The following is a 21,324-nucleotide window of genomic DNA, read 5'->3' on the forward strand; positions in this document are numbered from 1 at the left end:
CTGCGAACGCCCGGATACTTTTTCACCAGCAAGGATGAATCAACATGTTTAAGTTAAGCCTTATCGCGCTCACTCTGCTGGGCGTTGCAGCCGCAGCCCACGCCAGCTCCTCAGAGCAGCAGGTCGTGAATCAAATCAGCCAGTTCGGCGTCACGTATCAGGTGAATGATAATCAGGCGGCCCTGAATGGGATCGACTGCGCCACGCTGGGTGCTGACTATGCTGCCTGCAATCGTGCCACCATCACCCTGACCAACAACGGCCCGGCACTGACCGACAAGCACTGGGCGATCTACATGAGTAATGTCCACCAGACGCTAAGGGTCGAAAACGACCAGTTTAAAATGACGCATCTGGTTGGCGATTTAACCCGGCTGGAGCCGACACAGAAGTTCACCGGAATTGGCGCAGGCGAATCTGTGCAGATTCCCATCATTAACGAATACTGGCAGTTGTTTATTACCGATGTGATGCCGCGCTGGTATGTCACGGCCGGGCAGGCAACCCCAAAAATTATTGCCAGCACCGACCACGAAGATCTCACTCAGTTTGTGTTGCCGCTGGGTGATCACTGGCGTCGCAGTGCCGATGACCATAATGTTCTGATGCAGCCCGCCAGCCGGTTCGATAAAAATAGCGATGTTGCCACCCTGTCCGCCTCTGCGCTGCGGGGTCAAATCACACCCACACCGCTTGAGGTAAAACTCCGCCCGCACGATGCCGACCTCAGCCATGGCATCAGGCTGACGCTGACCGGACTGAGCCGTGAAACCGGTGAAGCAGTAAAACAGCATCTGAACCAGCTTGGCCTGAAAGAAGCGCCTGATGGGTTTGCCATCACGACGCAGATCGCACCGGGGCACTTCAGCGGCAAGACCGCGAAATCGGGCGCTTACGATCTGGATATCACGCCTCGTCGCGCCATCGTAGTGGGCTACGATGCCGCCGGGGCGTTTTATGGTCTGATGTCGATTCTTTCGCTGGTACCCGGTGAAGACACGCCGCGTATCGCCTCGCTGGAAGCCCATGATGCGCCGCGCTTCGCCTACCGCGGTGCGTTTCTTGACGTTGCCCGTAACTTTCACAGTAAACAGGCGGTGATGCGACTGCTTGATCAGATGGCAGCCTGGAAGATGAACCGCTTCCACTTTCACCTCACTGACGATGAAGGCTGGCGGATTGAGATTCCCGGCTTACCGGAACTCACTGATATCGGGGCCAAACGCTGTCATGACCTGACCGAACAGCACTGTCTGCTGCCGCAGCTCGGTTCTGGTCCGTTCAGTGATAACAACGGCAGCGGGTATTTCAGTCGCGCCGATTACGTTGAGATTGTGAAATATGCGCAGGCCCGGCACATCCAGGTGATCCCGGAAATTGATATGCCAGCGCATGCCCGTGCGGCCGTCATCGCCATGGAAGCACGCTATCAGCGGCTGATGAAGGAGGGAGAGTCTGAACAGGCCAGCGCGTATCGCCTGATTGATCCTACCGATGATTCCAATACCACCTCCGTACAACTCTATGACCGCACCAGCTATCTCAATCCCTGCATTGCGGGTTCGCAGCGTTTTGTCGACAAAGTGATCGGTGAGATTCAGGCGATGCACCAGGAAGCAGGACAGCCGCTCAGCGTCTGGCATTTTGGCGGCGACGAAGCGAAGAATATTCGGCTGGGCGCAGGCTACTCAGACAAAAACAGCCCCAAACCGGGAACCGGTCTGCGCGACTGGCGTAAAGAAGATCTGCCGTGGGCAAAATCGCAGGTTTGTCAGGCGCTGGTGAAAAGCGGCAAAGTCGAAGATCTGGCGCACCTGCCCAGCTATTTCGCCCTGTCCGTGAGTGAGATAGTTAACCGGCACGGCATTGGCAAAATGCAGGCGTGGCAGGATGGCCTGAAAGATGCCAAAGATGCGACGGCCTTCGCTACCCGGCGTGTTGCGGTCAACTTCTGGGACACGCTCTACTGGGGCGGTTATGACAGTGCCAGTGACTGGTCACAGAAAGGTTATGACGTCGTGATATCCAGCCCTGATTACCTCTATCTGGACTTCCCGTATGAAGTTAACCCGCTGGAACGTGGCTATTACTGGGGCACACGCTTTAACGACGAGCGCAAAATCTTTGGCTTCGCACCGGACAACCTGCCGCAGAATGCGGAAACGTCGGTGGATCGCGACGGCAACTTTTTCAGCGCCAAATCAGAGAAGCCGTGGAGCGGTGCTTATGGCATTTCAGCCCAGCTATGGAGTGAAACTGTGCGCACTGACGCTCAGATGGAGCACATGATCTATCCGCGCCTGTTTGCGGTCGCCGAACGAAGCTGGCATCGCGCCAGCTGGGAGCGGGATTATCAGGCCGGGCAGGAATATGCAGGCGGCAAGACGCATCTGGTGGATCAGCAGGCACGACTGAATGACTGGCAGCGATTTGCCAATCTGCTGGGACAACGGGAACTGGCGAAACTGGATAAGGAGGGTATCGATTATCGCCTGCCTGTGCCGGGAGCAAAAATCGTGGATGGCATCCTGTCAATGAACGTGGCCTTGCCTGGCGTGATGCTGGAGTACAGTCTGGATAAGGGCGCTAACTGGCAGCGCTATGACGTCACCAGACCGCCTCAGGTCAGCGGTGCTGTAGCAATCCGCTCGGTCAGCCGTGACGGCCAGCGCACCAGCCGCGTTGAAACGTTGTAGCAAGCGGACGTGAGAGAACAGGCTAAGAAGCCAGTGTTTTGAACATAAAAAAGGCCGACAGACGTCGGCCCTTTCACATCTAAACGGGTCTCTTAAACCAGCTTCTCTTCTTGTACCGGCTCTACACCTGCCATCTGCTGACGGCGCTCGATAATCATGGTTTGCGGTGTGGAGAGCAGGATGCCCTCTTTACGCAGACGCGTCAGAATATCGAACAGCAGGTCGCTCTTCGCGCCTGAGATCTGACGCTGACCCGCTACGTTACCGGTGACGCTCAGAATAATGCCCTGCTGGGTCAGATCTTTAAACGAAACAGACGGCTCCGGCGTTTCCAGAATGCGTTCGTTTTCGTTGTAGACCTCAAGCAGAATATCGCGCACTTTTACCGGATCGATATCGAGCGGGAAGGTCAGCGTAATGGTGACAACGCCCTGCGCATTCCCCATTGTCGCATTGCGCACATTCTGCGAGATGAACTGTGAGTTCGGCACGATCACCGTGGATTTATCGCCCAGTTGAATTTCTGTAGCACGCACATTAATCCGGCGAATATCCCCTTCGATGCCGCTGATGCTCACCAGATCACCGACTTTGACTGGCCGCTCGGTCAACAGAATCAAACCGGAGATAAAGTTCTTAACAATCTCCTGTAAGCCAAAACCGATACCGACCGACAGCGCACTCACGATCCAGGCCAGCTTGTTCCACTGCAGTCCCATAATCGACAGCGTCAGCAGGATAATCAGCACATAGCCGATGTTGCTGAACAGCGTCACCAGCGACACCCGCATTCCCACATCCATGGTGGTTTTTGGCAGGAAATCGGTGTCGAGCCAGCGGCGCACCGAGCGCAGCACATAGATACCGACAATCAGGCAGATGATCGCATTCACCATGTGCGCTGGCACGATGTTCAGGGACTCAAGGCCTTTACCGCCCCAGAACTCAATGACTTTTTGCAGCAGCTCAATTGGGGTTGAGGAGGCAAAGGTGCCGTTCATCAGCGCCAGTGCCACAACCAGTACCAGGAAGGTTTTCCCGATGGCCGTCAGCAGCGTAGCGGTTTGCTGCAGGTGACGCTCATTAATGTTGAGCGAACTCTGAATACGGCGACCGGTGGCGTTACTGGTTGAGAAAAGACTTTCACAACCATCTTTGAGCAGATGACTGAGGAAGTAGAACGAGCCAAACAACAGGCCGCACCAGATCACCTCATAACTCAGGAAGCGCGCCAGCGTAACGTAACCGATCAGCAGCGACACAAGAATAGCAAGCGCGGTCAGCGTCAGGCCCATCTGGATCAGCCCGACCAGCGTCGAGCGGGCTTCCGGTGGCGTACCCGCCTGAGTCAGGCGACGACGCACGCGGTTGGTGCGCATGCTGATGGCCAGCGCGGTACAGCCAATCAGCAGCGCTGTCAGTCCGTTGGCAAAAATGGTGGTATTCAGGCTGGTGCCAACGCTGTAGTTAAACGCCTCGACCGTCTGGAAGATAAACACCAGCACCGCGGTAATCGGCGGAAACGGCTTAAGTGCCATCGCCACTTCATTGGAGATCGTCGGTAAGCGCCAGCTTGGCCGCCGGGTCGAGAGGAACGCGCGTCCCAGTCCGGCAATCAGGCCACAAAAGACGCTGAGCTGAACCAGATTATCAATAAAGTCCTGAACGTTTTCAGAGACCTCATTACGGCGGGTCAGGGCCAGAGAAATAAAATTAAAGGCCAGTACCACCGCCACCAGCGTAGTGATCGCTATCGCTGCCGCCAGGAAACTGCGACGCAGCTTTCCTTCCGGCAGTTTATTAATGCTGACCCAGGCCAGAAACTCCTCGCTATAGCGACGACCCACCGTCATCACCAGCAATGCCGCCAGCAGCCAGAAAACACTGCCTGCGCGCCAGCCCGGCTCCCATGAGAGTGCCGCGGTGTCCTGCAACTCCTGCAGAAATTCACTAATTTTCTCGCCATCCAGATCCTGGCTGTTGAGCAGCGGTGACCAGAAGCGTGTCCCAAGGATGCTGCCGGAGTTCAGCGCCAGCTGGCTTTTCAGCTGATCACGACGAAGGTTAACAATCTGCGACGACAGCGTTAAGGCGCCATTTTTAATCCCTTCGGCCTGTTTGATCTGGTCGTCGAGTTTGCTTTTCTGGCTCTCAAGCGCGTTACGCTTGCGCGTTACTTCCGGGGTTTCTTTCACTCCGCTGTCGGCTTTCGGGGCCGGGCCAAGTACACCCAGTTGTGCATCGACCTGCTGGCGATCGGGTACCAGCGCCTGACCCAGCGTATCGGCATTGCCAGAGAGTTCCAGCGCCATTTCATTCAGCTGTGTCAGCTTGTTTTCGCCCGCATCGACGGAGACCTGACTTTTGATTTTATCGAGGATCTTCTGCATTTTCGGCAGTTCCACCGTAGCATTCAGCTTCGGTGGTGCATCCTGTTCCTGAGCAGGCGTGGCCGTATTATCCGCGGCCAGTGCCAGCGTCGGGGCAAACGCCACCAGCGCCAGCATAAACAATGCATAAAAGGATCGTATAAACATATGAGTAAGATTCCGGCAGCTTAAATCAGGCGATCTTCCCTCGCCAGTCGTGCGTAGTGTAGGGCTTTGCAAGAGAGGGCAATATAGGAATAACGGGCATTTTCCGGGCTGATTCCGGGCGGTAAGAGGCATTAAGATGCTTTTATACCTCTTACCTTATCTTCCCGAAGTCCTGCTCAGCCAGCAGGTAACGCCAGCGCACGCAGCCCGCGACACTGGCTAATGTCTACTCGACGTCGGCACTGCCGGCACCATTACTGGCGACCTGACCCGACTTCTGTTTCTTATAAGCCAGCGCGGCGGCAGGCACCGGAGCCGCTTTGCCGGTCTCAATCCAGCTGCGCAGACGGTTGGCGTCGGCGAAGTGAGTATATTTGCCAAACGCATCCAGAACGACCAGCGCCACCGGACGATTGTTAATCATGGTGCGCATTACCAGGCAGTGGCCAGCCTCATCGGTGTAACCGGTTTTGGTCAGCTGGATGTGCCAGTCATTTTTATAGACCAGATGGTTAGTGTTGCGGAACGGCAGCGCATAGCTCGGATGGGCAAAAACCGCCGTCTCTTCTTTCGTGGTGCTGAGCGCGCCAAGTATCGGATATTCCCGCGTCTCTTTAAGCAACTTAATCAGGTCCTGCGCGCTGGAGACGTTCTGTGTCGACAGGCCGGTTGGCTCGACATAGCGGGTCTGTTTCATACCCAGAGAACGTGCTTTGGCGTTCATCGCCCGGATAAACGCGTTGTACCCCCCCGGATAGGCGTGAGCCAGGCTGGCGGCAGCGCGGTTTTCTGAGGACATCAGCGCCAGCAGCATCATATTACGGCGGCTGATCTGGCTATTGAGCTTCACGCGCGAGAAAACGCCACGCATTTCCGGCGTCTGGCTGACATCGACGTTGATCATTTCGTTCATCGGCTGATGCGCATCCAGCACCACCATCGCGGTCATCAGCTTAGTGATTGACGCAATCGGTCTGACCCGATCCGGGTGGCTGGAGAAGAGCACCTTATTGGTCGTGAGATCGACAATCATCGCACTGCCAGACGCGATCTGCGGCTGAGCAATCGGCGCAAGTTGCGACAGTGACGTGGTCGCCTGCGCCGGAAGTGAAACAATCTGCCCTGAAACGAGCAGCGCCAGCGAAAGCAGGGTGGAACGAATTTTTGCAGGCATCGTAGAAAAAACCCGGTTATGAAGGTGTACTGTGTCAGACCGACACAGGCCGCCCGCTTCAGTGACGTCGGAGCGCGGGCTGGCAGCGGTATCATACCCGTAAGGTTAAGAGATTTCCTGGTGAGATTGTTTCCGGGCGTAAAAAGAGAACTGCCGCCAGAGCGGCGGCAGCGGTCAATCAAAACAGATGCGGTCCATATCCCCACAGCACCACGGTGAGTGCCAGTAACACTTCAAATACCAGCACGCCGATGGCAAGCGTAGAACCGGAAAAGCGCAGGCTCTCTTCACGGTCAATATTCAGAAACAGGGGAATGCCAATATAAAGCAAATAGCCGGTATAGAGCAGCGCCAGCGCGCCTGCCAGCACGCAGAGCCAGACCAGTGGATAAAGCGCTACCAGCCCGCTGAGAAACAGCGGCGTGGCCACATAGCCTGCAAATACCGTACAGCGCTGTACGCCGGGACGCTGCGGATAATCACGTGCCATCCAGTGAATGACGCGTCCCATCACTGCGACGCCACCCAGAATAATCATATAGAACAGAATGCCCAGCCCGATCCCGGTCGCCAGGTTAAGTTGCACATATTGCCCCTCGCCCAGATTCCAGCCCAGCTGGGTTGTACCGATAAATGCGCAGATCACCGGGATCGCCGCCATCAGCAGAACATGGTGCGTGTAATGGTGCGAGACGCTCTCATTCTCTTGCTTGATATGGCGCATTTCCTGATTCGGATGCGCCAGAAGTCCCCAGACATGGTTCATAAAGTCACTCCTCTGATGCGATGGGCCGCCCGGTGCTGCATACGTCTTTGGGGCAGCGTCTCTTCAAGTATAAGCGGCAGTAAAATTTTCGTGGTGACCGGACAAAAAAACAGCATAAATAAACAGACGTGATGCGCGGGCGGAAGCGAAGCCAAATCGCGTATAGACTTGGGGAACCATCACCGAACAGGGAGAGTCATTTTGCATCTGGATATTAACGCATTAATTACGCAGTACGGTTATCTTGCACTTTTTATTGGCTGTATTGCCGAGGGGGAGACATTTACGTTACTGGGCGGCGTTGCCGCGCATGAGGGGCTGCTGCATTACGTCGGCGTTGTGCTGGCTGCGATGGGCGGCGGTATTGTCGGCGATCAGCTGCTCTACTGGGTCGGCCGCCGCTGGGGCACGCGTATCCTGCGCCGCTTTAAAAAGCATCAGGATAAAGTGGTGAAAGCGAACCGCCTGATTAAACGCCGTCCCAGCCTGTTTGTAATCGGCGTGCGCTTTATGTATGGCTTTAGGCTGATTGGTCCAATCATTATTGGTTCCAGCCGCCTCAACCCAATGAAGTTTTTTATTCTTAACGTCATTGGCGCGGCTATCTGGTCGGTGATTTTTGTGACACTGGGCTATTTCGCGGGCGGCATCATCGCACCGTGGTTGCACAAGCTTGACCAGCATCTGAAGCACCTTCTGTGGCTGTTCGGCGCGGTAGTTTTCGCCTTTGTGCTGCGCTGGGTGATCCGCCGCTGGCACAACCGACGTGCCGATCAGCAATAAATGAACAGCGGATTCGTCCGTTGACGCACAGGTCGCCAGGCGCTGATCAGAGCCCGGCGACTCTGCTGCCGATTCGGTGCGTCTCACGCCCCCTCCTCCCCTTTCCTTTCTCATTAAACCTCGCGTTAACCATCTGTGCCCAAACGAAGCCGCATCGAATAGCTCAGCTATAGTTAGCATGGACACTGACAGGGAGATGAGGATGAGTAAGGTAAAACGTAAGATTGAAGATCACGGCGTCATCGGTGATTTGCGTACCTGTGCGCTGATCGCCAATGACGGCACCATTGATTATCTCTGCTGGCCCGAACTCGACAGCCCGTCGGTTTTTGCCGCGCTGCTCGACAGCGATGAAGCCGGACTTTTCTCCCTGGCCCCTGACTGGCCCAATGCGCGACGTCAGCAGCTCTACCTGCCCGATACCAACATCCTGCAGACGCGCTGGCTGGATGATGAAGGCGTGGCGGAAATCACCGACTACATGCCGATTTGTGATGATACAGACAAACAGCCGCGCCTGATCCGGCGGGTCAAAATGGTCCGCGGCAGCGCGACCTTCCAGATGCGTTGCTCACCCCGCCACGACTATGCCCGCGCGCAGACCCGTGCCGAAGTGAATAAAGGTTGTATCGATTTTCATGCTGAGGGCCAGCCATCACTGCGCCTCGCCGCCTCCGTGGTCATGACGCTGGAAGAGGAGAGCGCAACCGCCCACTTCACCTTACAGCCCGGCGAACATGCGCAGTTTGAATTTGGCAGCGTGGATGATGCGCATATCGAAGCGCTGGCCACTGAACACTGCTTTGAAGAGACGGTGAACTACTGGCGACGCTGGAGCGCCCACAGTACTTATCAGGGACGCTGGCGCGAGATGGTGCAGCGTTCGGCGCTGGTCCTGAAGCTGCTGACCTCGCATCAGCACGGCTCCATTGCGGCGGCGGCAACCTTTGGCCTGCCTGAAGAGCTGGGCGGCGAGCGCAACTGGGACTATCGCGCCTCCTGGATACGCGACGCCTCCTTCAGCATGTATGCTCTGATGCGGCTTGGTTACATCGATGAAGCCAAACACTTTACCCACTGGGTGGGTCGCTGCGTTGAAAACAGCCATCACGAAGAGATGCGTCTGCAGGTAATGTACCGGCTGGACAGCGGCACTGAGCTGCATGAAATGGAGCTGCTGAATCTCTCCGGCTACGCTGACTCCCGCCCGGTACGTATCGGCAATGGCGCCTGGGAGCAGACGCAGCTCGATATCTATGGCGAGCTGATGGATGCGGTCTATCTGGCCAATAAATATGGCGAGGCCATCTCCCAGCGCGGCTGGGAACATGTGGTCAAAATGATCGACTGGCTGAGTGAAAACTGGGATCAGCCCGATGCGGGTATCTGGGAGATGCGCGGCGAACCGGAGCATTTTCTGCATTCGCGTCTGATGTGCTGGGTGGCGATGGATCGCGCGCTGCGTCTTGGCATGAAGCGATCTCTGCCAATGCCTTATGAGCGCTGGGATCGGGCGCGCCGCGAGATCCGCGAAGATATCTGGGCTAACTTCTGGAACAGCGAGCGCGGCCACTTCTCTGCAACACGGCATGGCGAACATCTCGACGCCTCCATGCTGCTGATGCCGCTGGTGCGCTTCGTCGGCGCCACCGACCCGGACTGGATTGCCACGCTGGATGCGATTAAAACCAACCTCGTCAGCGACGGTATGGTGCGGCGCTACAATACACATGAAACACCCGCCGATGGCCTGAAAGGATCGGAAGGCTCTTTTGGCGCCTGCTCCTTCTGGTATGTCGAGTGTCTGGCACGCGCAGGCCGGATTCAGGAAGCGCATTTTGAATTTGAGAAGCTGCTGAGCTACGCCAATCCGCTGGGTCTCTATGCCGAGGAGTTCGACAGCCACGGCCATGCGTTGGGCAATACGCCGCAGGCGCTGACGCATCTGGCGTTGATCAGTGCCGCCTTTTTCCTGAATCGTAAACTCAGCGGCGAACAGACGCAGTGGCAGCCTTAGTCAGTGGCAACCCCGGAAAGCCCCATTTTTACGCTCCTGCTTTCCTGAAATGCGATAACATCCGCGGTGAATTTACGTAAAGTATTGCAGGCAGGTTAAAATCCCGATTCACAACGTCAGTTTAATGAACATATAATGCGCAGCAGGTCACATTGGCCAGCATGAATTCGACACACTGAACAGCCTGAAATATGGCGATAAAGAATTGTAAAATATGAAAATAATTCGCGCTTTCGCTTCAATCGCACTGGCTCTGGCGGCCTTCAGCCAGTCAGCCTTTGCTGTGGTTTACCCGTTACCGCCGGCTAACAGCCGTCTGATCGGGGAAAATATCGAAATTACTGTTCCTGAAGACAGCAAACTGCCGCTGGAAGCTTTTGCGGCGCAGTACCAGATGGGCCTCAGCAATATGCTGGAAGCCAATCCGGGCGTTGACGTTTATCTGCCTAAGGCTGGCAGCAAAATGATCATCCCACAGCAGCTGATCCTCCCTGACGCACCGCGTGAAGGCATTGTGATTAACAGCGCGGAGATGCGTCTTTACTACTACCCGAAAGGCAGCAAAACCGTCGTGGTTCTGCCGATTGGTATCGGTGAGCTGGGTAAAGATACCCCGATCAGCTGGACGACTGCGGTAGAACGTAAAAAAGATGGCCCCACCTGGACGCCAACCAAAGGCATGCATGCGGATTACGCGGCACGCGGTGAAACGCTGCCAGCGGTGTTCCCGGCGGGCCCGGATAACCCGATGGGCCTCTACGCGCTCTACATTGGTCGTCTCTATGCGATTCACGGCACCAACGCCAACTTCGGTATCGGCCTGCGCGTGAGTCATGGCTGTGTGCGCCTGCGTGCTGACGATATCAAATGGCTGTATCAGAACGTGCCGGTTGGTACGCGCGTACAGTTCGTTGATCAGCCCGTGAAAGCGACCGTGGAGCCAGACGGTTCACGTTATGTAGAAGTGCATAACCCACTGTCCACCACCGAAGAGCAGTTCAACTCACGTGAGCTGGTGCCGATTACACTGACTCAGGCCGTGAGCAAAATTGTGGTTGATGCCAGCGTGAATCAGGATCAGGTTAACGCCGCGATTCAGAACCGTACTGGTATGCCCGTAAAAGTGAACGGTGTGGAGAATAACATCCAGACCGCGCCTGTTCCGGTGCCGGAAAACTCACAGGCTGCGCCTCAGGAAGAGCCAATGACGCCGATCACGCCACAGGGTGCAAGCAGTGATGCCACGCAGCCCCAGCAGCCGGCCACTGAGCCAGCCGCACCCGCAGCGCCGGTAACGCCCGCAGCGCCTGCAGCAGCGGCGAACACCAGCTCGTAACTGTCGCCCTGCCCTCTGAAGCCAGCGCCTGTCGCTGGCTTTTTTATTGCCTAGATTAAGGCAAATTAGCGAACATTTCCGCCATCCTTCCCCGCATGACGATCATTAATCTGTCATATAAAGCGCGTATCACACTGCGTTAACCCGATGCAAATCAGCATCCGGCATCAGCAACATGAGGTACACCATGAGCGAAAACAGTCTCTCCTCCTCATCAGCCCAGGGACGCCCCGATTTCAACGGCAAAGGCAGTCGCTTCAGTAAGCCGCTGTTTTTCATTCTCCTGGCCGCCGGTCTGGCCTTCGCCGGCCTCAACCTGGTCAATGACGTTGAACAGACCAATACTCCGGTCACCAGCTATCTGCCGTTCTTTCTGCTGGGACTGGCGCTGCTTATTGCGCTCGGCTTTGAGTTCGTCAATGGTTTCCACGATACCGCCAATGCGGTCGCCACGGTGATCTACACCCATTCGCTGACGCCCGGCGTCGCGGTGGTCTGGTCCGGTTTCTGTAACTTTATGGGTGTGCTGCTCTCCAGCGGCGTGGTCGCATTTGGCATTATCTCACTGCTGCCGGTCGAGCTGATCCTGCAGGCCAGCAGCGGCAACGGCTTCGCCATGGTCTATGCGTTGCTTTTCTCCGCCATTATCTGGAATCTCGGCACCTGGTATTTTGGCCTGCCGTCGTCGTCGTCACATACTCTGATTGGTTCAATTATCGGCGTCGGGGTGGCTAACGCCATGCTGCATGGGCGCAGCGGACTGAGCGGCGTAGACTGGGATCAGGCACTGAAGGTGGGCTATGCCCTTCTACTGTCACCGGTGGTCGGTTTTGTCTGCGCCGGGCTGCTGCTGTGGGTAATGAAGATTTTTATCCGCAATCGCCAGCTTTATCAGGCACCGAAGAGTGACCAGCCGCCACCGGTCTGGATTCGAGGCCTGCTGATCCTGACCTGTACCGGCGTCTCATTTGCGCACGGCTCTAACGACGGGCAGAAAGGCATGGGGCTGATTATGCTGATCCTGGTCGGCACCATGCCGATCGCCTACGCCCTGAATCGATCGCTGCCTGCCGATCAGATCCCACGCGTGGCCGCGCTGACCGAAGTCACCGCACATCAGCTGCTGCAACTGCAACCGGCAACGGCGCATCCTCCGGCGGCTCGCGACGTGCTGACCGGCTTTGTCGGCAGCAACAACATGAACGCCGATGTGTTACCAGCGCTGGCGAGGACGCTCACCGAGGTGGGCGATCAGATTCGCCGTTACGGCTCCATGGATAATATTCCTGCTCAGGCGGTGACCAACACCCGCAACCAGATGTATCTGGCTTCAGAGTCGATCAAGCATCTTCAGAATGCAAAGGTCACCCTGCCGCAGGAGACCGAACGCAACCTGAAAGCAGTGAAAACAGAACTCGACAGCGCCACCCGCTTTATTCCGATGTGGGTGAAAGTGGTGGTGGCGATTGCGCTGGGACTTGGCACGATGGTGGGCTGGCGCAGGATTGTGGTGACGGTGGGAGAACGGATCGGCAAAACCCATCTGAGCTATGCGCAGGGTGCCAGCGCCGAACTGGTGGCAATGATGACCATTGGCGCGGCCGATGGCTTTGGCCTGCCGGTGTCGACCACCCATGTGCTGTCGTCCGGCGTAGCGGGCACGATGGCGGCCAACCGATCCGGCCTGCAGTTTTCGACCCTGCGTAATCTGGCTGTCGCCTGGATATTAACGCTGCCAGTCTCTATTCTGCTTTCCGCCCTGCTCTACTGGCTGTTTACCCATTTCTGATACTCAGCGGCTCACCCTCTCTCAGGGGTGAGCCGCTGCTGCCCATAGAGTCGCAGCGTGATCAGCAGCGCGCCCAGCACCATTATCGCGGCAGCCAGATAGACTGACTGCATCCCCCAGTGTCCGATAAACAGCCCCGCCACCGGGCCGGTTAAGCCCAGCCCCAGATCGAGAAAGGCGGAATAGGTACCCAGCGCCGAGCCCTGATCCTGACGCTCAACCCTTTTTACTGCCTCAACACCCAGCGCCGGAAAGACCAGCGAAAAGCCGCTGCCGGTCAGGAATGCGCCCACGCCCACTAGCCAGGCGCTGTCCGCCTGCCATATAATCAGCAGTCCCAGGCACTCCAGCAGGAAAGAGAAGAGTGATACGCGCAATCCGCCAAAGCGGGTAATGAAGCGACCAAACCCCAGCCGCACCAGCACAAACCCCAGGCTGAACAGCGTCAGCGCATAGGCTGCGCCCTGCCAGTCACGGCTGGCAAAATAGAGAGTGATAAAGGTCGCGATAACGCCAAAGCCGATCGTGCCGAAGCCCAGCGCCAGGCCATAGAGCCAGACGCGGGAGAAGACGCGGTGAAACGGAATGCGCTCACCCACGCTGACCGTCACCGCCGGTTTGCGGCTGGCCATCAGATAGCCAGCCACGCCCATCAGCGCAATCAGCCCGGCAAATCCGCTGATGCCAAATTCACTGTTGAGCAGCACGCCCAGCGGCGCACCGACGGCCATCGCCAGATAGGTGGCGACACCGTTCCAGGAGATCACGCGCGCGGTCTGCAACGGCCCGACGATATTCATACCCCACAGCGTGGAGCCGGTGCTGCTGAAGCTCTCACCGACCCCAAGAAACAGCCGCCCGATAGCCAGCAGCGCCAGACTCAGCCAGGGCCAGCTGCTCAACAATGCAGCCACGATAGTCAGCACCCCGCTCATGCCGCAGCAGAGCAGTCCCAGCATCACCACCCGTTTTGGCCCAAAGCGATCGGCAAGACGGCCCGACTGCGGACGACTGAGCAGTGTCGCAAAATATTGAATGCTGATAATCAGCCCGGCGATGAAGGAGCTGAAGCCAAGATGATTTTTGACGAAGCCCGGCAGTACGGCCAGCGGCAGGCCGACGGAGAGATAGCAGAAGAAAGTGAAGATGACAACTGAGAGGATTCGTTTGTTGAGCTGGCTGTTGCTCAATACAGCGGTGTCAGACATAGCACGCAAAGAGTATGAGAAATTTTGCCCACTATACCGTCAGGTCGCTAAGGGGTCGCCTGATTTTTTATCACAAACCATGAACCATCGCGTGACGATCAATCGCCTGCGCGATGTCACCCGAGTTTTTTAACGCACGGATTTCACTGAATAAGCCCTCGGCTTCGCCATAAGCTTTGCGCAGATAACCCAGCCACTGTTTGATACGCGCCACATGATAGAGGCCAGTATCACCCTGCTTTTCCAGCCGGCTGTATTTCTGCAATAACCGCACCACATCCGGCCAGGCCATTGGCGGTTCGTTATATTTCACGACCCGGCTCAGGTTGGGGATGTTCAGTGCGCCACGGCCAATCATCACCGCATCGCAGCCGGTGACCGCCATACAGTTTTGCGCACTTTGCCAGTCCCATATCTCGCCGTTAGCAATCACCGGAATGCGCAGACGCTGACGAATCTCGCCAATCGCCTGCCAGTTAATCGCCTCTGCACGATAGCCCTCTTCTTTGGTTCGTCCATGCACCGTCAGTTCGCTGGCACCCGCCTGCTGAACCGCATCGGCAATCTCCAGACTGCGGGCGCTGGAATCCCAGCCGAGTCGCACTTTCACCGTCACCGGCAAATCCGCAGGCACGGCTTCACGCATCGCTTTCGCGCCGCGATAAATCAGTTCGGGATCTTTAAGAAGCGTTGCGCCGCCTCCGCTGCCGTTGACCAGCTTAGAAGGACAACCACAGTTGAGATCAACACCCCAGGAGCCCAGTTCCACCGCGCGTGCGGCGTTCTCAGCTAACCATTCGGGGTGCTGCCCCAGCAGCTGCATACGCACCCGCGTGCCTGAAGGCGTGCGACTGGCGTTATGCAGTTCGGGGCAGAGACGGTAGAAGGATTTTACCGGTAGCAGTTGATCGACCACGCGCAAAAACTCAGTGATGCAGAGATCGTAGTCGTTCACTTCCGATAACAGCTGGCGTACCAGTGAATCCAGCACGCCCTCCATCGGTGCCAGTAAAACCCTCATACTCAGACGTTTCCGGTGCGCTTCGCTGCTGCCGGACGACGCGGACGGGCTGCAGGCCTATCGCCCTGCGGTGCGGCCTGGCTCTGACGACGCGCCTGAGGACGCTTTTCGCCGGATGAAGAAGCGCGCGATGCGCCCGCACCCTGACCGCCCTGGCTGCGACCACGGCCGCCGCCACCACCTGCACCGCCGCGAGACTGCTGCTGACGACCGTTGATGATCGGCTCCGCTTTGATGCTCGGATCGGGTTCATAACCCTCAACGGCCAGACGCGGGATTTCACGCTTCAGCAGACGCTCGATATCACGCAGCAGTTTATGCTCATCGACGCAGACCAGCGACAGTGCGACACCGGTCGCCGCTGCACGACCGGTACGGCCAATACGGTGAACATAATCTTCGGCGACGTTAGGCAGCTCGTAGTTCACGACATGTGGCAGCTCTTCGATATCCAGGCCACGGGCCGCGATATCGGTCGCAACCAGCACGCGAATGCCGCCTGACTTAAAGTCGGCCAGCGCACGGGTACGTGCACCCTGGCTCTTGTTGCCATGAATGGCTGCGGCGCTGATGCCATCTTTGCCCAGTTGCTCGGCAAGGTGGTTCGCGCCGTGTTTGGTACGGGTGAAAACCAGCACCTGCTGCCAGTTACCTTCGCCAATCAGCTGCGACAACAGTTCACGCTTGCGCTTCTTATCAACGAAAGCCACCTGCTGCGCGACCTGCTCGGAGGCGGTGTTGCGGCGAGCCACTTCAATCATTTCCGGGTTGGTCAGCAGTTTTTCAGCCAGACCTTTGATCTCATCAGAGAAGGTGGCAGAGAACAGCAGATTCTGACGTTTCGCCGGCAGGCGCGCCAGTACGCGACGGATGTCATGGATAAAGCCCATATCCAGCATACGGTCCGCTTCATCCAGCACCAGAATTTCGACCTGTGACAGGTCAACGGCATTCTGTTGCGCCAGATCCAGCAGGCGGCCAGGTGTTGCGACCAGGATATCAACGCCGCCACGCAGCTTGACCATCTGTGGATTGATGCTGACACCACCAAACACCACCATCGAACGCAGCGAGAGGTATTTGCTGTAGTCGCTGACGTTTTCGCCGACCTGCGCCGCGAGTTCACGGGTTGGGGTCAGGATCAGGGCGCGCACCGGACGACGACCGCGAATTGGCGTGGCAGTGGCAGAGAGTTTCTGTAGCAGCGGTAAAGTAAAGCCGGCCGTTTTGCCGGTGCCGGTCTGGGCACTCGCCAGCAGATCGCGGCCTGCCAGCACAACAGGAATCGCCTGGCGCTGGATAGGTGTAGGTTCGCTGTAGCCTTGTTCGGCAACAGCGCGCAAAATATCGGCACTCAGGCCGAGAGAGTCAAAAGACATTAAGTGTTTTACTCCGGTCCGCTCTGGCCGTGAATCACGGTGTAGTTTTCAGAGGGATAGTGACGCCAGTTGGGGCTGACGCGTGAAAAGGGCACAAACTACGATGCGTAAGCGGGCGAGTGTATCAGCTTTAAAGGCAGTGTGCGAGATAGCTCACATTTCGTGACACAACTTAACCGCCTGAAAACAGGAAGGCCACCTTCCGGTGGCCTTCAACTTAACTACGTTTGTTTTCGATTCGCCGCGGTGGCTCTTTTACCAGCAGCGAGACCAGCGCCGGACCCAGCAACATCACTACGCCGAGACACGCCAGCAGCAGGTTGTTGTGGTAAATCCGTGACACCAGGAACAGTGTCATCATGGCGGCGCCAAAGTAGTAAGTGGTGGTCGCTTCTTCAAGATAATCGCCGAGAGTGCGTAAACGGGGAATGCGCTGTGTTACCAGCATGGCAACAAAAACCAGTGCATACATCGCCACCAGCGTGCTGCAGACATCAACCAGAGCTTTGTGCTTCCAGCCCCAGATCAACGCAGCGATCACCAGCAGATGCATAGCGATATGCATTAACGTCTGACCCGTGATGATTTGAATACGATTAGACCATTTCATTCAGTTCTCCTGGCAGACCCAACAGGTCGCCCAAGTGCTACCGGCACAAGCCGGAAACGATTTCCTCAATGTAAAACAATTTTCGGATAACGCCCTAATTATTGCCCTCTTTCACCACCCGTTTGTGACAAAGACTACACTTTGATTCTATTGATGATGAAAAGGAGTGCGTCGCGAGTATGCCACAAAACAAGCAAGGATTTTCAATAAAAGTCCTGACGATCAATACACACAAGGGTTTCGCCCCTTTTAATCGCCGCTTCATCCTGCCCGAATTACGCGACGCTGTTCGCGCAACAGAGGCGGATGTGGTCTTTTTACAGGAGGTGATGGGCACGCATGCCATCCACTCCCTTAACCATGAGGAGTGGCCCGAGTCTCCTCATTATGAGTTTCTGGCCGACACCATATGGAACGATTTCGCCTATGGGCGCAATGCGGTCTATCCGGAGGGACATCACGGCAATGCGGTGCTGTCGCGCTTTCCAATCGCCGAACATGAAAACCGGGATATCTCGGTGGCGGGCAGTGAAAACCGCGGGATGCTGCATTGCCAGATCGCCCTGCCTGAGCCGCACGGCACGCTGCATGTCATCTGTGTGCATCTGGGGTTGAAAGAGGCGCATCGTCACGCGCAGATGAAGAAAATCTGTGAAATGGTCAATTCGCTACCGCCCGACGCGCCGGTCGTGGTGGCGGGCGATTTCAACGACTGGCAGGGACGCGCCAACCCCATCCTGAAACAGGGCGCAGGCCTGAAAGAGGTATTCAGCATGAAGAGCGGACGCCCGGCGCGCACTTTCCCGGCGCGTTTCCCGATCCTGCGACTCGATCGCATCTACGTGCGTAACGCCACCGTGAGTCATCCCTGGGCGCTGCCGCGTAAACCCTGGTCCCATCTTTCCGACCATGCACCGCTGGCCGTGGAGATTCACCTATGAATTTTAGCTGGCAGGAAGGCAACCGGCTGCTGTTGCTGGAAAATGGTGAGGCGTTTTTCCCGCGCGTCTTTGGCGCTATCCAGCGGGCAGAACGCACGGTATTAATCGAAACCTTTATTCTGTTTGAAGATGACGTCGGCAACGCCCTGCACCGTGAGCTTCTGGCGGCAGCCCAGCGCGGCGTACGGGTCGAAATCATGGTCGATGGCTATGGATCGGCCGAACTCTCTGACAAGTTTGTCAACAGCCTGACCAGCGCAGGCGTGCGCTTCATCTATTATGATCCGCGTCCGCTGGTGATGGGGATGCGCACCAACGTGTTCCGCCGTCTGCATCGAAAAACTGTGGTGGTGGATGATGTGGTCGCCTTTGTTGGCGGCATCAACTTTTCGGCTGAGCACAATACCGACTACGGCCCGGAGGCGAAACAGGATTACGCGGTGCAGGTCAAAGGCCCAGTCGTCGCAGATATTGCCCGCTATCTGCAAGAGGCGATTGGCAGCGAACAGCATACCCGCCGCTGGTGGGGATCGCGTTCTCATCGTCCGGCGGTGAACGCTAAACCTGGTGATGCCCAGGTGCTCTATGTCTATCGCGATAACGACGAGCATCGCGACGACATTGAAGTGCATTACCTTGAGATGCTGCGCGAGGCAAAGCGGGATGTGATCATTGCCAACGCCTACTTCTTTCCTGGCTACCGGCTGCTGCGTGAGATGCGTAATGCCGCACAGCGTGGCGTCCGGGTGCGCTTGATCGTTCAGGGCGAGCCGGATATGCCAATAGTGAAAGTGGGCGCGGAGTTGCTCTACAACTATCTGGTCGATGGTGGCGTCGAAGTTTACGAATATATCCGTCGTCCGCTGCATGGCAAGATCGCCGTAAAAGACGATCACTGGGCCACCGTCGGTTCCAGTAATCTCGATCCACTGAGCCTCTCTCTGAATCTTGAAGCCAATCTGATCATCCACGATCGGCCGTTTAACCAGACGTTGCGTGATAACCTGGAAGCGCTCCTGGCCAATGATTGCCAGCGCGTGCAGGAGGATCGCTTACCGCCACGCAACTGGTGGCAACTGAGTAAAAGCGTGGTGGTATTCCACTTCCTGCGCCATTTCCCGGCTATCGCTGGCTGGCTTCCAGCACATACACCGCTGCTGGCCCAGGTGGATGCGCCGGTACAGCCTGAAATGGAGACGCAGGATCGCGTTGAAACTGACAACCCGGGAGCAAAATCCTGATGGCAAAAAAACATCCACGCTGGCAACTGGCGAAAAAAATCCTCACCGTGCTGTTTTTCATCGCGGTCGTGGTTCTGCTGGTGGTTTATGCCCGTAAAGTGAACTGGGAAGATGTTTATGACGTCATCGTTAACTACGACCGCTTTGTGGTATTGACTGCCGCCGGGCTGGTGGTGCTGAGTTACCTGGTGTATGGCTGCTATGACCTGATTGGTCGCGCCTACTGCGGCCATAAGCTGGCGAAGCGGCAGGTGATGCTGGTGTCGTTTATCTGTTACGCCTTCAACCTGACGCTGAGCACCTGGGTGGGCGGCGTGGCGATGCGCTACCGGCTCTACTCCAGGCTTGGCCTCGACAGCGGCACGATCACCCGCATCTTCTCCCTGAGCATCGCCACCAACTGGCTGGGTTATATTCTGCTGGCGGGCGTGGTGTTCAGTGCCGGTATGGTTTCGATCCCCAGCGGCTGGTTTATCGGTGAGACCACGCTGCGCCTGATTGGCGGGGTTCTGCTGGTGCTGGTCGCGGTTTATCTCTGGGCCTGCGCCTTCTCAAAGCAGCGGCGCTGGACGGTGAAAGGCCAGACGCTGCAGCTTCCCTCATTGCGCATGGCGCTGCTGCAGTTTGCGGTGTCCTGTGCCAACTGGATGGTGATGGGAGCGATTATCTGGCTGCTGCTGGGGCGCGACGTCGGTTATCCGATGGTGCTGGGCGTGCTGCTGATCAGCAGTATCGCTGGGGTGATCATTCATATTCCGGCGGGCATCGGCGTACTGGAAGCGGTTTTCCTGGCGCTGCTCAGCGGTCAGCACGTCTCGCATGGCACCATCATTGCGGCGCTGCTGGCCTATCGCGTGCTCTACTTTATCCTGCCGCTGCTGTTAGCGCTGGTACTCTATCTGGGGCTGGAGAGTCGGGCGAAGCATCTGCGTCACAAGAATGAGCAGAAATTGCAGAAGTCGTAAATAAAAAAAGGGGGAGGCGCAGACAGTGCGCCTCCCCCACTCTTTCCTCAGCCTTAGCGGCGGTTGCCGAAAATCCGCAGCAGCATCAGGAACAGGTTGATGAAGTCGAGATAGAGCGTCAGTGCACCCATAATTGAGTAGCGACGCAGGTTTTCCGTGTCGCGGGCATCGATCTGCTCACCGATGTTTTTCAGCTTCTGCGTGTCATACGCGGTCAGGCCAACAAACACCACCACCCCAATGTAGGTAATCGCCCACATCAGCGCCGGGCTTTTCAGCCAGAAGTTCACCAGCGACGCCAGTACTATACCAATCAGCGCCATAAACAGCAGGCTGCCAAAACGACTCAGATCCCGTTTAGTGGTGTAGCCGTAAAAGCTCATCGCGCCAAACATACCGGCCGTGACAAAGAAGGTGCTGGCAATAGAGGAATAGGTGTAGACCAGGAAGATACTCGCCATGGTAATGCCGGTGAGCGCCGAATAGAGCATAAACAGCCCGGTTGCTACGGTCCCGCTCAGGCGATGCACCATACCTGACAGGAAAAACACCAGCGCCAGCTGCGCGATAATCAGCCCGAAGAAGGTAATCCGGTTGGCAAACACCAGCTCCATCACCGCAGGCGTGCGCGCAGCGTACCAGGAGACAAACGCGGTCAGTAACAGACCACAGGTCATCCAGCCATAGACTTGTGCCATATAGGCTTGTAAACCGCGAGATGCGGGTTGAACGATGGAATCATTTCGTGGATATCGGTCCATGATGCACCTCTTGTTAGACGGATGAACAGATGCGCTCCCGACAGGGAGCCATGCCAGAGACTAAGTGTGGCACAGGTCAGCTCAACTGCGCCACAACATG

At 56.8% G+C, this 21,324-nt stretch carries 16 protein-coding genes; 8 read left to right on the top strand and 8 right to left on the bottom strand.

Translation table 11 applies throughout. The annotated features are described in order from the left end of the window. The first annotated feature begins 44 nt into the window (after positions 1 to 44). On the top strand, positions 45 to 2,696 hold the full coding sequence (locus HZZ01_RS08370; RefSeq protein WP_179896386.1) for a beta-N-acetylhexosaminidase: 2,652 nt from the start codon (positions 45 to 47) through the stop codon (positions 2,694 to 2,696). Between the two features lie 92 nt (positions 2,697 to 2,788). On the opposite strand, the gene HZZ01_RS08375 is transcribed toward HZZ01_RS08370, so the two are convergent. The 3 genes from HZZ01_RS08375 to HZZ01_RS08385 all read right to left on the bottom strand — a co-directional run bounded on the left by HZZ01_RS08375 (position 2,789) and on the right by HZZ01_RS08385 (position 7,173). Next, entirely contained in the window at positions 2,789 to 5,233 is a 2,445-nt protein-coding gene (locus HZZ01_RS08375) for a DUF3772 domain-containing protein (RefSeq protein ID WP_179896388.1), read from the bottom strand. Positions 5,234 to 5,459: 226 nt separating this feature from the next. Then, positions 5,460 to 6,407: a D-alanyl-D-alanine endopeptidase gene (gene pbpG / locus HZZ01_RS08380; protein ID WP_179896390.1), complete on the bottom strand. Its 948-nt coding sequence runs from the start codon at positions 6,405 to 6,407 to the stop codon at positions 5,460 to 5,462. Positions 6,408 to 6,585: 178 nt separating this feature from the next. Next, a complete protein-coding gene (locus tag HZZ01_RS08385; RefSeq protein ID WP_179896392.1) occupies positions 6,586 to 7,173 on the bottom strand; it encodes a Yip1 family protein in 588 nt (195 codons plus the stop codon). 201 nt (positions 7,174 to 7,374) lie between these two features. On the opposite strand from HZZ01_RS08385, the gene HZZ01_RS08390 reads away from it, so the two are divergent. The 4 genes from HZZ01_RS08390 (at position 7,375) to HZZ01_RS08405 (ending at position 13,098) form a co-directional block, all read left to right on the top strand. Beyond that, a complete protein-coding gene (locus HZZ01_RS08390; protein WP_179896394.1) occupies positions 7,375 to 7,956 on the top strand; it encodes a DedA family protein in 582 nt (193 codons plus the stop codon). A 202-nt stretch (positions 7,957 to 8,158) separates the two neighbouring features. Beyond that, the gene (locus HZZ01_RS08395; protein ID WP_179896396.1) at positions 8,159 to 9,973 is read left to right on the top strand and encodes a glycoside hydrolase family 15 protein; all 1,815 of its coding nucleotides are present in this window, start codon (positions 8,159 to 8,161) and stop codon (positions 9,971 to 9,973) included. 214 nt (positions 9,974 to 10,187) lie between these two features. Beyond that, positions 10,188 to 11,309, top strand: coding sequence for a L,D-transpeptidase family protein (locus HZZ01_RS08400; protein ID WP_179896397.1), 1,122 nt, complete (start codon positions 10,188 to 10,190; stop codon positions 11,307 to 11,309). Between the two features lie 187 nt (positions 11,310 to 11,496). After that, a complete protein-coding gene (locus HZZ01_RS08405; protein WP_179896399.1) occupies positions 11,497 to 13,098 on the top strand; it encodes an inorganic phosphate transporter in 1,602 nt (533 codons plus the stop codon). Positions 13,099 to 13,109: 11 nt separating this feature from the next. Here the strand turns inward: HZZ01_RS08405 and HZZ01_RS08410 are convergent, their stop codons facing one another. The 4 genes from HZZ01_RS08410 to HZZ01_RS08425 form a co-directional block, all read right to left on the bottom strand. Further along, positions 13,110 to 14,306 (bottom strand): MFS transporter, encoded by a 1,197-nt coding sequence (locus HZZ01_RS08410; RefSeq protein ID WP_179896401.1) that lies wholly within the window; start codon positions 14,304 to 14,306, stop codon positions 13,110 to 13,112. Between the two features lie 70 nt (positions 14,307 to 14,376). Continuing rightward, positions 14,377 to 15,327, bottom strand: a complete 951-nt coding sequence (gene dusC, locus HZZ01_RS08415) for a tRNA dihydrouridine(16) synthase DusC (protein ID WP_179896403.1) — start codon at positions 15,325 to 15,327, stop codon at positions 14,377 to 14,379. A gap of 2 nt (positions 15,328 to 15,329) precedes the next feature. Then, on the bottom strand, positions 15,330 to 16,706 hold the full coding sequence (gene rhlE, locus HZZ01_RS08420) for an ATP-dependent RNA helicase RhlE (RefSeq protein WP_179896405.1): 1,377 nt from the start codon (positions 16,704 to 16,706) through the stop codon (positions 15,330 to 15,332). A 217-nt stretch (positions 16,707 to 16,923) separates the two neighbouring features. Then, the gene (locus HZZ01_RS08425) at positions 16,924 to 17,316 is read right to left on the bottom strand and encodes a YbhQ family protein (RefSeq protein ID WP_179896407.1); all 393 of its coding nucleotides are present in this window, start codon (positions 17,314 to 17,316) and stop codon (positions 16,924 to 16,926) included. Positions 17,317 to 17,495: 179 nt separating this feature from the next. Between HZZ01_RS08425 and HZZ01_RS08430 the strand changes: the two genes are divergently transcribed. Genes HZZ01_RS08430 through HZZ01_RS08440 form a run of 3 tightly spaced genes read left to right on the top strand, consistent with a single transcriptional unit; the run spans position 17,496 to position 20,463 of the window. Then, positions 17,496 to 18,257 carry an endonuclease/exonuclease/phosphatase family protein gene (locus HZZ01_RS08430; protein WP_179896409.1) on the top strand — a complete coding sequence of 254 codons (762 nt, stop codon included), beginning with the start codon at positions 17,496 to 17,498 and terminating at the stop codon, positions 18,255 to 18,257. Further along, a complete protein-coding gene (clsB, locus tag HZZ01_RS08435) occupies positions 18,254 to 19,498 on the top strand; it encodes a cardiolipin synthase ClsB (protein WP_179896410.1) in 1,245 nt (414 codons plus the stop codon). The genes HZZ01_RS08430 and clsB overlap by 4 nt, the downstream gene beginning before the upstream one ends. Then, the gene (locus tag HZZ01_RS08440; protein ID WP_179896412.1) at positions 19,498 to 20,463 is read left to right on the top strand and encodes a lysylphosphatidylglycerol synthase domain-containing protein; all 966 of its coding nucleotides are present in this window, start codon (positions 19,498 to 19,500) and stop codon (positions 20,461 to 20,463) included. Before clsB ends, HZZ01_RS08440 begins: the two co-directional genes overlap by 1 nt. A gap of 53 nt (positions 20,464 to 20,516) precedes the next feature. Here the strand turns inward: HZZ01_RS08440 and HZZ01_RS08445 are convergent, their stop codons facing one another. After that, complete coding sequence (locus HZZ01_RS08445) at positions 20,517 to 21,224, bottom strand: Bax inhibitor-1/YccA family protein (protein WP_179896414.1); 708 nt, start codon at positions 21,222 to 21,224, stop codon at positions 20,517 to 20,519. Positions 21,225 to 21,324 lie beyond the last annotated feature (100 nt).

The sequence above is a fragment of the Pantoea sp. WMus005 genome, from assembly GCF_013415305.1.
GTDB classification, from domain to species: domain Bacteria; phylum Pseudomonadota; class Gammaproteobacteria; order Enterobacterales; family Enterobacteriaceae; genus Pantoea; species Pantoea rara.

What these genes read in the sequence shown, in the direction of transcription:
- HZZ01_RS08395 (WP_179896396.1), top strand. Translation starts at nt 8,159, where the DNA reads ATGAGTAAGGTAAAACGTAAGATTGAAGATCACGGCGTCATCGGTGAT.
- rhlE (WP_179896405.1), bottom strand. Translation starts at nt 16,706, where the DNA reads ATGTCTTTTGACTCTCTCGGCCTGAGTGCCGATATTTTGCGCGCTGTT.
- HZZ01_RS08440 (WP_179896412.1), top strand. Translation starts at nt 19,498, where the DNA reads ATGGCAAAAAAACATCCACGCTGGCAACTGGCGAAAAAAATCCTCACC.
- HZZ01_RS08425 (WP_179896407.1), bottom strand. Translation starts at nt 17,316, where the DNA reads ATGAAATGGTCTAATCGTATTCAAATCATCACGGGTCAGACGTTAATG.
- HZZ01_RS08375 (WP_179896388.1), bottom strand. Translation starts at nt 5,233, where the DNA reads ATGTTTATACGATCCTTTTATGCATTGTTTATGCTGGCGCTGGTGGCG.
- HZZ01_RS08370 (WP_179896386.1), top strand. Translation starts at nt 45, where the DNA reads ATGTTTAAGTTAAGCCTTATCGCGCTCACTCTGCTGGGCGTTGCAGCC.
- HZZ01_RS08430 (WP_179896409.1), top strand. Translation starts at nt 17,496, where the DNA reads ATGCCACAAAACAAGCAAGGATTTTCAATAAAAGTCCTGACGATCAAT.
- HZZ01_RS08445 (WP_179896414.1), bottom strand. Translation starts at nt 21,224, where the DNA reads ATGGACCGATATCCACGAAATGATTCCATCGTTCAACCCGCATCTCGC.
- HZZ01_RS08400 (WP_179896397.1), top strand. Translation starts at nt 10,188, where the DNA reads ATGAAAATAATTCGCGCTTTCGCTTCAATCGCACTGGCTCTGGCGGCC.
- HZZ01_RS08410 (WP_179896401.1), bottom strand. Translation starts at nt 14,306, where the DNA reads ATGTCTGACACCGCTGTATTGAGCAACAGCCAGCTCAACAAACGAATC.
- dusC (WP_179896403.1), bottom strand. Translation starts at nt 15,327, where the DNA reads ATGAGGGTTTTACTGGCACCGATGGAGGGCGTGCTGGATTCACTGGTA.
- HZZ01_RS08385 (WP_179896392.1), bottom strand. Translation starts at nt 7,173, where the DNA reads ATGAACCATGTCTGGGGACTTCTGGCGCATCCGAATCAGGAAATGCGC.
- pbpG (WP_179896390.1), bottom strand. Translation starts at nt 6,407, where the DNA reads ATGCCTGCAAAAATTCGTTCCACCCTGCTTTCGCTGGCGCTGCTCGTT.
- HZZ01_RS08405 (WP_179896399.1), top strand. Translation starts at nt 11,497, where the DNA reads ATGAGCGAAAACAGTCTCTCCTCCTCATCAGCCCAGGGACGCCCCGAT.
- clsB (WP_179896410.1), top strand. Translation starts at nt 18,254, where the DNA reads ATGAATTTTAGCTGGCAGGAAGGCAACCGGCTGCTGTTGCTGGAAAAT.